Genomic DNA, 11,100 nt, shown 5'->3' on the forward strand with positions numbered 1-11,100 from the left:
AATCCTGGGGCTGCTTCGCAGCCCTTTCGCGACACAAGGCCGCTCCTACTTCCAGACCTTGCGCAACCGCATCAAGGCTTCGGCCATTTCCCCCTCCGGCACCGCCGCAAACCCCAGCACCAGCCCTGCGCGCTTATCCAAAGGCACCGCGCTGTCTTCCATCCAGTAGCTGCTCAGCGGATTGACCTCCACCCCCACCGCCTCAGCCCGCGCAACCAGTTCCTGCTCGCGCGCAAAGCTATCCACATCCACCTTCACGTGCAGCCCCGCTGCCACTTCCGGCATCCCGCCCAGCCCCGGCACATCCACAGGCCAACCGGCTTTCAGCACATTGCGCCGGCTCAATGCCGCCCGCCGCATGCGCCGGATATGCCGCTGGAAGTGTCCCTGGGCCATGAACTCGGCCATCACGCACTGCGTACCCACCTCGGAATGCCGCATCGCCAGCGCCCTGCCCTGACTGAAGGCCTGTACTAGCCGCGCCGGCAGCACCAGGTAGCCAAGGCGCAGCGACGGGAAAGCGATCTTGCCGAAGGTGCCGACATACAACACCCTCCCCTGACGGTCCAACGCCGCCAACGGGGCCAACGGCGCGCCGCTGTAGCGGTACTCACCGTCATAATCGTCCTCGATGATCCAGCCATCGCCACGCTCGGCCCAGGCCAGCAACGCCAGGCGCCGGGCCAGGCTCATGGTCACCCCGGTCGGGTACTGGTGAGCGGGGGTGACATAGGCGAGCCGACAATCCTGTAGCGGCTCCAGGCGGCTGCAATCCATGCCTTCCTCGTCCACGGGTATGCCGATCACTTTGCCGCCAGCCACGGCGAAGGTATGACCGGCAGCCCTGTAGCCTGGGTTTTCCACAGCCACGCCGTCGCCCGGCTGCAACAGCAACTGTGCACAAAGGCTGATGGCCTGCTGTGCGCCACTGGTGATCACAATTTGTTCAGCCGTGCAGGACAGGCCACGTGAGCGGCGCAAGTACGCCGCAATCAGTTCGCGCAGTGCCCGCTCGCCTGCTGGGTCACCATAACCCAGCTGTGCAGGGTCGGGATTGCGCCAGAAACCCGCCTGCAGCTTGGCCCAGACGTCAAACGGGAACAGGTCGAACGCTGGAATTCCCACGCGAAAAGCGCGCGGCGCACCACTTCTGGGCAGCGGTAGATGGTTACTTTTCAGACGCTCCAAGGGCTCGCTGGACGGGGTTTTGCTGGATAAATCCTCAGTGTTTTCCGGCGAATTTGTGGATAACCCTGTTGATAAACCCCGGGATAACCCTGTGGATAGTTGTGTGGATAGTTTTGCGTGTCGGCTGACATAGGTGCCATCCCCTACCCGGCTTTCGATGTAGCCCTCGGCATACAGCTGATCGTAGGCACGCACCACGCTGTTGCGCGAAAGCGCCAGGGTAGCCGCCAGGTCGCGAGTGGCCGGCAGCCGCGTGCCGCTGCCCAGCCGCCCATCCAGCACGCGCGCGCGCAAGGCTTGATACAGCTGCTGACTCAATCCGCGACGGCGGTCGAGAACGATCCCGGCAGGGTCGAAAGGCGACAGGAGAGGACGCTCGCTCATGGCATTGGACCTATGAAAATAGCCGTTAATGGATCTTACTCCGAGCCAATAGCCTGCCTAGGATGGAGTCATTCGACAAGGAACCTGCGCATGTACAACAGCAAACCTCACCAGGAACACGACCTGCACCGCCTGCACCAGCACATGCTCGACACCCGCCTGGCCGTGCTGGTCAGCCACGGCGAGCAGGGTTTGCTGGCCACCCACCTGCCGGTGCTGGTCGACGCGGCTGAAGGTGAATTCGGCACCGTCTACGCTCACTTGGCACGTGCCAATCGCCAATGGCAGGACCTTGAACAGGGGGGTGAAGCATTGCTGGTGTTCCCAGGCGCCGATGCCTACGTCAGCCCCAGCTACTATCCCAGCAAGGCCGAGAACCCCAAGGTGGTGCCGACCTGGAACTACCTGGCCGTGCACGCCTACGGCCCCGTCGAAGTGATTCACCAAGCCGCGCCGCTGCTGGACATCGTCAGCCGACTGACCGAGCGCCATGAACAAGACCGCAATGAGCCGTGGAAAGTGGCCGATGCGCCCCGCGATTATCTCGACGGCATGCTCCGCGCCATCGTCGGTATCCGCCTGCCCATCGCCCGCTTGCAAGGCGCGCGCAAGCTCAGCCAGAACCGTTCGGCGCAAGACATCGCCGGCGTACGCGACGGCCTGAGCAGCAGCCCCGATTACCTCGACAACCAACTCGCGGCGCAGATGCGCCAGCTCTGAAGGAAAAGCCCCATGCCCAGCGTCACCCTGCGCCCTGTCGGCGCCAACGACCATGCTGCCTGGCTCGCCCTGTGGCAGGCCTATCTACGCTTTTATGAAACCGAGTTGCCCGAGGCCGTCAGCGCCAGCACCTGGCAGCGCCTGCTCGATTCCAGCGAACCGACGAACTCGGCCCTGGCCTGGGTCGATGGCAAGGCAGTGGGCATGGTCAACTGGATCTACCATCGCTCCAACTGGAGCATCGAGAACGCGTGCTACCTGCAGGATCTGTACGTGGACAGCGCCCAGCGCGGCCTGGGCATCGGCCGCCAGTTGATCGAACACGTCTATGCCACGACCAAGGCCGCTGGGTGCATCAAGGTGCACTGGCTGACCCACGAAACCAATGCCACCGCCATCAGCCTGTACGAACAGGTTGCCGAGCGCCCAGGCTTCATCCAATTCCGCAAAGGGCTGTAGGCTGAACATGACTGACGCACTGAACTGGAAACCGGCTGCAACGCCTAGGGCAGAGCCGCTCGAAGGCCGTTTCATTCGCCTGGAGAAGCTCGACCCGGCGCGCCACGGCGATGATCTGTGGGACGCACTGCAGGGCCCGGCTTGCGATCCGGTCCTGTGGGACTATCTGCCCTACGGCCCGTTCACCGAGCGCGCCGCCTTCGACCGCTGGCTCGAGGGCAATGCCGCAGGCCACGACCCGCTGTACTTCACGGTCCTCGACCGCGCCAGCGGCCAGGCCCAGGGCGTACTCACGCTGATGTCGATCGTGCCCGACCACGGCCGCATCGAAATTGGCCATATCGCCTTCGGCGCCCCCATGCAGCGCACGCCCAAGAGCACCGAAGCGGTGTACCTGCTGGGCAAACTGGGTTTCGAGCTGGGCAACCGCCGGCTGGAATGGAAGTGCAACAACGCCAATGCCCGCTCCAAGCGCGCAGCGGAGCGGTTCGGCTTCCAGTTCGAAGGGGTGTTTCGCAAGCACCTGGTGGTCAAGGACCACAACCGGGATACGGCGTGGTATTCAATTACCGATGATGAATGGCCGCAGGTGGCGGCGGGGTTCGAGCGGTGGTTGAGCGAGGAGAACCAGCAGCCTGAGGGGCAGGTGCGGACGCTGGAAGCTTGCCGCAAAGACTGAGTGCTCCTACTGGCCCTATCTGCGGCTTGCCGGCGATAGGGCCAGTAAAATCAGCACAAAAAAAGGGGAGCATCCGCTCCCCAGAGGTAAACCGCTTGCAGATGAAGGCTTCTGTCAGCCTTCGATCTCGATCAGGATTTCACCCGGCGTCACGCGATCGCCCTTGGCCACGTGGATGGCCACGACCTTGCCGGCGATGGCCGCCTGCACTTCGGTTTCCATCTTCATCGCTTCGGTGATCAGCACGGCCTGGCCGGCCTTGACCATGTCGCCTTCCTTGACCAGCACATCGACGATGTTGCCCGGCATGTTGGTGCTGACGTGGCCCGGGGCGCTGGCCTGCTTGCGCTTGCTGCCGCCGCCGCCGCCGACGAACTCGTTGAGCGGCTCGAACACCACTTCTTCCGGCATGCCGTCGATCGACAGGTAGAAGTGGCGCTTGCCTTCGGCCTTCACGCCCACGCCGGTAATGTCGACGCGGTAGGTTTCGCCGTGGACGTCGATCACGAACTCGGTAGGTACGCCTTCGCCACCATGGGCTGCGACAGCGCCGGCTTCCGGGATCGGCAGCAGGGCTTCAGGGGTCAGGGTGCCGGCTTCGCGTTCTTCGAGGAACTTGCGGCCAATGTCCGGGAACATGGCGAAGGTCAGGACGTCTTCTTCGCAACGGGCCAGGGCGCCGATGTCGGCACGCAGCTTGGCCATTTCTGGCTTGAGCAGGTCGGCCGGACGCACGTCGATCACTTCTTCGCTGCCGATCGCCTGGCGGCGCAGTTGCTCACTGACCACACCTGGCGCCTTGCCGTAACCGCCTTGCAGGTACAGCTTCACCTCGTTGGTGATGGTCTTGTAGCGCTCACCGGCGAGCACGTTGAAGAACGCCTGGGTGCCGACGATCTGCGAGGTCGGGGTCACCAGCGGCGGGAAGCCGAGGTCTTCGCGAACCCGTGGGATCTCAGCCAGCACTTCGTTCATGCGGTTGAGAGCGCCCTGCTCCTTGAGCTGGTTGGCCAGGTTGGAAATCATCCCGCCCGGTACCTGGTTGACCTGCACGCGGGTATCCACGGAGGTGAACTCGCTTTCGAACTGGTGGTACTTCTTGCGCACAGCGTAGAAGTACAGACCGATTTCCTGCAGCAGTTCCAGGTCCAGGCCGGTATCGAACTCGCTGCCCTTGAGCGCCGCGACCATCGATTCGGTGCCCGGGTGGCTGGTGCCCCAGGCGAAGCTGGAGATGGCGGTGTCGATGTGGTCGGCGCCATTTTCCACAGCCTTGAGCTGGCACATGGCGGCTAGGCCGGCGGTGTCGTGGGAATGGATGAACACCGGCAGCGACTGCTCGGCTTTCAGCGCCCTGACCAGCTCGCCGGTAGCGAACGGCGTCAGCAGGCCGGCCATGTCCTTGATCGCGATCGAATCGCAACCCATGGCTTCCATCTGCTTGGCCTGAGCTACAAAGGCGTCGATGGTGTGCACGGGGCTGACGGTGTAGGCGATGGTGCCTTGGGCGTGCTTGCCGGCAGCCTTGACCGCTTCGATGGCCACACGCAGGTTACGTACGTCGTTCATGGCATCGAAGATGCGGAACACGTCGATGCCGTTGACTGCAGCCTTGGCCACGAACGCCTTGACCACGTCATCGCTGTAGTGGCGGTAGCCCAGCAGGTTCTGTCCGCGCAGGAGCATCTGCAGGCGGGTGTTGGGCAGTGCATTGCGCAGTTTGCGCAGGCGCTCCCACGGGTCTTCCTTGAGGAAGCGCACGCAGGCGTCGAAGGTGGCGCCGCCCCAGACTTCCAGCGACCAGTAGCCGACCTTGTCGAGCTTGTCGCAGATCGGCAGCATGTCTTCGGTACGCATGCGGGTGGCCAGCAGGGACTGGTGGGCGTCGCGCAGGATCGTGTCGGTTACGTGAATTTTCTTGGACATTATAAGGTTCCTCACAGGCCTGCGTGGGCGGCGATGGCGGCGGCGATGGCCAGGGCCAGCTCTTCGGGTTTGCGCTTGATCGAGTAGTTGGTCAGTTCAGGATGGCTTTCGACGAAGCTGGTATTGAACTGGCCGCTACGGAATTCCGGATTGCGCAGGATTTCCTGGTAGTACGCGGCGGTGGTCTTCACCCCTTGCACGCGCATGTCGTCCAGGGCCCGCAGGCCGCGGTCCATGGCTTCTTCCCAGGTCAACGCCCACACCACCAGTTTCAGGCACATGGAGTCGTAGAACGGCGGAATGGTGTAACCGGTGTAGATCGCCGTGTCGGTACGCACGCCCGGGCCACCGGGGGCGTAGTAACGGGTGATCTTGCCGAAACTCGGCAGGAAGTTGTTCTTCGGGTCTTCGGCGTTGATACGGAACTGCAACGCGTAACCGCGGTGGTGGATGTCTTCCTGCTTGACCGACAGCGGCAGGCCCGAGGCAATACGGATCTGCTCGCGGACGATGTCGATACCGGTGATTTCTTCGGTGATGGTGTGCTCCACCTGCACCCGGGTGTTCATCTCCATGAAGTACACCTCGCCATCGGCGAGCAGGAACTCCACGGTACCGGCGTTCTCGTAGTTCACCGCCTTGGCTGCACGCACCGCCAGGTCGCCGATGTAGGCGCGCTGTTCGGGGGTAAGCTGTGGGCTCGGGGCAATTTCGACAAGCTTCTGGTTACGGCGCTGGATCGAGCAGTCGCGCTCGAACAGGTGCACCACGTTGCCGAAGCTGTCACCGAGGATCTGCGCCTCGATGTGCTTGGGGTTGACGATGCACTTTTCCAGGAACACTTCGGCCGAGCCGAAGGCCTTGGTAGCCTCGGAAATGACCCGCGGGAAGTTCTGCTCCAGCTCTTCGCGGCTGTTGCAGCGGCGAATGCCGCGACCGCCACCGCCAGAGGTGGCCTTGAGCATCACCGGGTAACCGATGCGCTCGCCTTCGCTCAGGGCTTCATGGATGTCGGCAACGTTGCCTTCGGTGCCCGGGGTTACCGGTACACCGGCCTGGATCATGGTGCGACGCGCTTCGGTCTTGTCGCCCATGCGGCGAATGACGTCGGCGGCCGGGCCGATGAACTTGATCCCGCGCTCGGCGCAGATCTCTGCCAGCTCAGCGTTTTCCGACAGGAAACCGTAACCCGGGTGCAGGGCATCACAGCCGGTTTCCACAGCAAGGTTGACCAGCTTGCGCGGGTTCAGGTAACCCTCAAGAGGCTCGGCGCCAATGCTGTAGGCCTCGTCGGCGCGCTTGACGTGCAAGGCGTGACGGTCGGCGTCGGAATAGATCGCGACAGAGCGAATGCCCATCTCGGCGCAGGCACGCACGATCCGAACTGCGATTTCACCCCGGTTGGCGATCAGGATTTTTTTTATCACTGGAGTCTTCCCAAAGCCGTAGGAACAGACGAGCCGGTTCTACCGGTCGGCGCGTGACCAGATGTTGCTGGCCAGTCGCACATTCACCCTAGCGCTGTAGGTCGATAAACAAAAATCAATATTTGTTAGGGGCAGTATTAGCAAAGGCTTATAGTTGAGTAACAAGGTTTTGCCGGAGCCTGAAAAAAATGCGTAAGTCCCTGATGCGTATGACATTGCGTCAATTGCAGATCTTCAACGAGGTGTGTGATTTACGTTCCTACAGCCGCGCCGCGGAAGAAATGGCACTGACACAACCCGCCGTAAGTCTACAGATCCGCCAGCTCGAAGAGCTGGTCGGCCAGCCGCTGTTCGAGTACGTGGGCAAGAAGCTGTACCTGACCGAAGCGGCCGAAGCGCTGCAGCGGGCCAGCCGGGACATCTTCGGGCGCCTGGATAGCCTCGACATGCAGTTGTCGGACATGCAGGGCTCATTGCAAGGTCAGTTGAAGCTGGCCATCGAATCCAGCGCCAAGTACTTCGTGCCACACCTGTTCGCCGCCTTCAAGCAACGTCACCCGGAGGTCAACCTGACCCTGACCGTGGTCAACCGTGCCCAGGCGATTCGGCGCCTCTCGGACAACCGCGACGACCTGATCATCATGTCCATGGTGCCGCAGGACATGGGCCTGGAGTTTCTGCCTTTCCTGAACAACCCGATCGTCGCCGTGGCGCCACCTGACCACCCGTTGGGCAAGCTCGACAATTTGCGCCTGCAGGACCTGGAGCCTCATACCTTGCTGGTCCGTGAACAGGGTTCGGGCACCCGCAAGGCGTGCGAGGAGTACTTCAAGGACAAGCGCGTGCACTTTACCCAGACGCTTGAAGTCGCCTCGGCCGACGCCCAGCGCGAATGCGTGATTGCAGGGCTGGGCATCGCCTTGCTGACCCGCCATGCCGTGAACATGGAGCTGGCCACAGGCATGCTCCAGGAGTTGCCGGTGGAGGAACTGCCGTTGTACCGCAGCTGGTGCGTGGTGCAGTCGAAAGCCAAGCGGCAATCGCCGGTAGCCTTGGCATTTCTGGCGTTCATCCGCAGCGAACGTGCGCTGATCAGCGCGATTGTTGAACGTTTTTCGGGGAAGTTGCCGCCGACGCCTGCCACACCGTGAGTTCTTGCAACTCGGGGTAATCTGCCAGTTCGCGTAGCAGTTGGCGTTGGTCGCAGTAGCTTTCGATCGCACGGCGATACTCCATGCGACGCTGATCCTTTTCCTGCTGCTTGCGAGTCTTGGCGCTGGGTTGGTAAGAGCCATCGAAGTCACGAGTCATTGTCTGTCTCCCTGATCGAGTGCGGGAGTTTCAGACTGGCTCCAGTGGTTTACCGTTTGGCTGTGGAACGGTGACAAAAACATGAAATTTTGTGGGAGCCGGCTTGCCGGCTCCCACAGGGGAAACCAGCGACTGCAAAGCATGTAGCGTGCGTTCAGTCATCCATCGCCTTGATCGATTTTGGCGACAGGCGCAGGCTGCGCAAGCTGCGCTTCACGCTCTTGAGGTGATTGACCAGGCTCGGCCCGCGCGCCATGGCCACGCCCATGGCCAACACGTCGATCACCACCAGGTGGGCGATACGCGAGGTCAACGGGGTGTAGATCTCGGTGTCTTCGTGCACATCGATCGCCAGGTTGACGGTCGACAGTTCCGCCAGCGGCGTCTGGCTCGGGCACAGGGTAATCAGGTTGGCACCGCTCTCACGCACCAGGTTGGCAGTGATCAGCAAGTCCTTGGAGCGCCCCGACTGGGAAATGCACACGGCCACGTCACCCGGCTTCAGGGTTACCGCCGACATCGCCTGCATGTGCGGGTCGGAATAAGCGGCAGCGTTGAGCAGCAGGCGGAAGAACTTGTGCTGGGCATCGGCGGCCACCGCACCTGACGCGCCAAAACCGTAGAACTCCACACGCTGGGCCTGAGCCATGGCGCTCACGGCCTGCTGCAACGCGTGCGGGTCAAGCTGCTCGCGCACTTCCATCAGGGTGTGCAGCGTCGTGTCGAAAATCTTCAGGCTGTAGTCGGCGACCGAATCGTCTTCGTGAATGGCGAACTGACCAAAGCTGGCGCCCGCCGCCAGGCTCTGCGCCAGCTTGAGCTTGAGGTCCTGGAAGCCCGAGCAACCGATCGCCCGGCAAAAGCGCACGATGGTCGGCTCGCTGATGCCCACGCTGTGCGCCAGGTCGGCCATGGAACTGTGCATGACGGCAGCCGGGTCCAGCAGCACATGGTCCGCGACTTTGAGTTCCGATTTGCGCAGCAGGTGGCGCGATTGGGCGATATGTTGCAACAGATTCACGGGCTGGACTCGGTTATGATCGGCTGGCCGGGATGTAGCTTTCTTGTAGTTATACTACATGGACGTCAACCCGCCCAGTTAAACGAACGTGGAGAGTGGTGGTTTGACTATTCCTTGCGACATTCTGGTGTTCGGTGGCACCGGTGACCTGGCCCTGCACAAGCTGCTGCCGGCGCTCTATCACCTATATCGCGAGGAGCGTCTGAACATTGCCGTGCGCATCATTGCCCTGGCCCGACGTAATTTTTCGCGAGACGAGTACCTCAAGCTCGCCGAACGCCATTGCCGGGCTCAGGTCGCCCGCAATGACTTCGAAGAAGATGTGTGGCGGCGTTTTTCCGCACGCCTCGACTACTTTCCCATGGACGCGTCGCAGAGCGCCGACTTCGGCCGCCTGGCACGCTACCTCGGCGAGCCCGGCGGGCTCACCCGCATCTATTACCTGGCCACCGCCCCCAACCTGTTCGTGCCCATTGCCAAGCACCTGCGCATCGCTGGGCTTGCCGACAGCGAAGCACGCATCGTCCTGGAAAAACCCATTGGCCACTCGCTGGAATCGGCCATCGCCATCAACGAAGCGATCGGCACCGTGTTCGAGGAGCGCCAGGTATTTCGCATCGACCACTACCTGGGCAAGGAGACCGTGCAGAACCTCATGGCCCTGCGCTTCGCCAATGCCCTGCTCGAACCGGTATGGCGCAACGGCCAGGTCGACCATGTACAGATCAGCGTCTGTGAAACGCTGGGCGTAGAAAACCGCGGCGGCTACTACGACCGAGCCGGCGCGACGCGCGACATGCTGCAGAATCACTTGCTGCAGCTGTTGTGCCTGGTGGCCATGGAGCCTCCTGCGCAGTTCGAAGCCGAGGCCGTGCGCGACGAAAAGGTGAAGATTCTGCGCGCGCTGAAGCCGATAAACGGCCAGGACGTGCAGGACAAGACCGTGCGTGGCCAATATGGCGCCGGCTACATCGGTGGTCAGGAAGTGCCGGCTTACTACTTCGAAAAGGACGTGGACAACGACAGCGATACTGAAACCTTCATCGCCGTGCAGGCGCATATCGACAACTGGCGCTGGGCTGGCGTGCCCTTCTACCTGCGCACCGGCAAGCGCATGGCGCGCCGTTCCTCTCAGATCGTCATACAGTTCAAACCCGTGCCCCATGAGCTGTTCAGTGGTGGCCAGGTCAATCAATTGCTGATCCAGCTACAGCCGGATGAACGCATCAGCCTGCGCATGATGACCAAGAGCCCGGGCAAGGGCATGCGCCTGGAGCCGGTGGACCTCAACCTCAACCTGGCCCAGGTGTTCAGCCAGACACGTCGCTGGGAAGCCTACGAGCGCCTGTTGCTGGATGTTCTGGAAGGGGACTCGACCTTGTTCATGCGACGCGATGAAGTGGAAGCCGCCTGGGCCTGGATCGACGCCATCATCAAAGGATGGGATGAGCACTTCCAGCCGCCCCGCCACTATGCAGCCGGCAGCAATGGCCCCGAGCAGGCCAATAGCCTGTTGGCCGGGCACGGCAGGCACTGGTACAGCTGAAAGCCTGCCCGATTCCAGTGCTCCCTTTGCAGCAATGAAAGTAGCGCGGCGCCAGACGGCGCTACTTTCTACTGCAAGGGCATTGATCATGAGCAAAATCGAAAACCTCTACGCGTACAACAACGATGTGCCAGGCCAGCCAACCTGCTTCGAAGTACAGGGAACCGTGACCGTTGCCCACCCGGGCATCGAACCTGTTCTGGTAGAACCCAAGATCCGCCATCGGGGAGGCTGGGAAGTGCTCCAGCTGACACTGGTGGACAATGGCGAGCCGGCTCTTCAGGTATTGACCGAGAAGCCGGTGACCTTCCGGCGCGAAGGCGCCTGTTCGTGGAAAAGACTGGAAATCATTTCTGCCGAAGGGTCGCAAATGGTTGAGATCGGGCACCGCGTAGCCGTCAACTGACGGCTGGCCATGCCAGATCGGCATCAGGTGTCG

At 62.0% G+C, this 11,100-nt stretch carries 11 protein-coding genes; 6 read left to right on the forward strand and 5 right to left on the reverse strand.

Annotation, left to right across the window (positions count from 1 at the left end; genetic code table 11):
• Positions 1 to 45 precede the first annotated feature (45 nt).
• On the reverse strand, positions 46 to 1,572 hold the full coding sequence (locus ACIPZG_RS11955; RefSeq protein WP_400713759.1) for a PLP-dependent aminotransferase family protein: 1,527 nt from the start codon (positions 1,570 to 1,572) through the stop codon (positions 46 to 48).
• A 90-nt stretch (positions 1,573 to 1,662) separates the two neighbouring features.
• Here ACIPZG_RS11955 and ACIPZG_RS11960 point away from each other — a divergent pair, with 90 nt between their 5' ends.
• Genes ACIPZG_RS11960 through ACIPZG_RS11970 form a run of 3 tightly spaced genes read left to right on the forward strand, consistent with a single transcriptional unit; the run spans position 1,663 to position 3,430 of the window.
• Positions 1,663 to 2,292: an FMN-binding negative transcriptional regulator gene (locus tag ACIPZG_RS11960; protein ID WP_400713762.1), complete on the forward strand. Its 630-nt coding sequence runs from the start codon at positions 1,663 to 1,665 to the stop codon at positions 2,290 to 2,292.
• A gap of 12 nt (positions 2,293 to 2,304) precedes the next feature.
• On the forward strand, positions 2,305 to 2,751 hold the full coding sequence (locus tag ACIPZG_RS11965; protein ID WP_400713765.1) for a GNAT family N-acetyltransferase: 447 nt from the start codon (positions 2,305 to 2,307) through the stop codon (positions 2,749 to 2,751).
• A gap of 7 nt (positions 2,752 to 2,758) precedes the next feature.
• The gene (locus tag ACIPZG_RS11970) at positions 2,759 to 3,430 is read left to right on the forward strand and encodes a GNAT family N-acetyltransferase (protein WP_400713768.1); all 672 of its coding nucleotides are present in this window, start codon (positions 2,759 to 2,761) and stop codon (positions 3,428 to 3,430) included.
• 114 nt (positions 3,431 to 3,544) lie between these two features.
• On the opposite strand, the gene oadA is transcribed toward ACIPZG_RS11970, so the two are convergent.
• Both oadA and ACIPZG_RS11980 read right to left on the reverse strand, forming a co-directional pair.
• On the reverse strand, positions 3,545 to 5,356 hold the full coding sequence (oadA, locus tag ACIPZG_RS11975; RefSeq protein WP_008098225.1) for a sodium-extruding oxaloacetate decarboxylase subunit alpha: 1,812 nt from the start codon (positions 5,354 to 5,356) through the stop codon (positions 3,545 to 3,547).
• Between the two features lie 11 nt (positions 5,357 to 5,367).
• Positions 5,368 to 6,783, reverse strand: a complete 1,416-nt coding sequence (locus tag ACIPZG_RS11980; RefSeq protein WP_008098223.1) for an acetyl-CoA carboxylase biotin carboxylase subunit — start codon at positions 6,781 to 6,783, stop codon at positions 5,368 to 5,370.
• Between the two features lie 188 nt (positions 6,784 to 6,971).
• Here ACIPZG_RS11980 and ACIPZG_RS11985 point away from each other — a divergent pair, with 188 nt between their 5' ends.
• Positions 6,972 to 7,934 carry a LysR family transcriptional regulator gene (locus ACIPZG_RS11985; protein WP_008098222.1) on the forward strand — a complete coding sequence of 321 codons (963 nt, stop codon included), beginning with the start codon at positions 6,972 to 6,974 and terminating at the stop codon, positions 7,932 to 7,934.
• Here the strand turns inward: ACIPZG_RS11985 and ACIPZG_RS11990 are convergent.
• Both ACIPZG_RS11990 and hexR read right to left on the reverse strand, forming a co-directional pair.
• Complete coding sequence (locus tag ACIPZG_RS11990) at positions 7,876 to 8,094, reverse strand: PA3496 family putative envelope integrity protein (RefSeq protein WP_008098220.1); 219 nt, start codon at positions 8,092 to 8,094, stop codon at positions 7,876 to 7,878. The two genes, ACIPZG_RS11985 and ACIPZG_RS11990, sit on opposite strands and share 59 nt — an antisense overlap.
• Before the next feature lie 154 nt (positions 8,095 to 8,248).
• The gene (hexR, locus tag ACIPZG_RS11995; protein WP_008092286.1) at positions 8,249 to 9,115 is read right to left on the reverse strand and encodes a transcriptional regulator HexR; all 867 of its coding nucleotides are present in this window, start codon (positions 9,113 to 9,115) and stop codon (positions 8,249 to 8,251) included.
• 103 nt (positions 9,116 to 9,218) lie between these two features.
• Between hexR and zwf the strand changes: the two genes are divergently transcribed.
• Positions 9,219 to 10,661, forward strand: coding sequence for a glucose-6-phosphate dehydrogenase (gene zwf / locus ACIPZG_RS12000; RefSeq protein ID WP_400713771.1), 1,443 nt, complete (start codon positions 9,219 to 9,221; stop codon positions 10,659 to 10,661).
• 88 nt (positions 10,662 to 10,749) lie between these two features.
• Positions 10,750 to 11,067 carry a hypothetical protein gene (locus tag ACIPZG_RS12005; protein ID WP_400713774.1) on the forward strand — a complete coding sequence of 106 codons (318 nt, stop codon included), beginning with the start codon at positions 10,750 to 10,752 and terminating at the stop codon, positions 11,065 to 11,067.
• The last annotated feature ends 33 nt before the right edge of the window (positions 11,068 to 11,100 follow it).

It is taken from the genome of Pseudomonas sp. NPDC089395 (assembly GCF_044749525.1).
Lineage (GTDB): Bacteria > Pseudomonadota > Gammaproteobacteria > Pseudomonadales > Pseudomonadaceae > Aquipseudomonas.

Excerpts from the sequence above, each read along its gene's own strand:
- ACIPZG_RS11955 (WP_400713759.1), bottom strand. The coding sequence starts at position 1,572 with ATGAGCGAGCGTCCTCTCCTGTCGCCTTTCGACCCTGCCGGGATCGTT.
- ACIPZG_RS11960 (WP_400713762.1), top strand. The coding sequence starts at position 1,663 with ATGTACAACAGCAAACCTCACCAGGAACACGACCTGCACCGCCTGCAC.
- ACIPZG_RS11965 (WP_400713765.1), top strand. The coding sequence starts at position 2,305 with ATGCCCAGCGTCACCCTGCGCCCTGTCGGCGCCAACGACCATGCTGCC.
- ACIPZG_RS11970 (WP_400713768.1), top strand. The coding sequence starts at position 2,759 with ATGACTGACGCACTGAACTGGAAACCGGCTGCAACGCCTAGGGCAGAG.
- oadA (WP_008098225.1), bottom strand. The coding sequence starts at position 5,356 with ATGTCCAAGAAAATTCACGTAACCGACACGATCCTGCGCGACGCCCAC.
- ACIPZG_RS11985 (WP_008098222.1), top strand. The coding sequence starts at position 6,972 with ATGCGTAAGTCCCTGATGCGTATGACATTGCGTCAATTGCAGATCTTC.
- ACIPZG_RS11990 (WP_008098220.1), bottom strand. The coding sequence starts at position 8,094 with ATGACTCGTGACTTCGATGGCTCTTACCAACCCAGCGCCAAGACTCGC.
- ACIPZG_RS12005 (WP_400713774.1), top strand. The coding sequence starts at position 10,750 with ATGAGCAAAATCGAAAACCTCTACGCGTACAACAACGATGTGCCAGGC.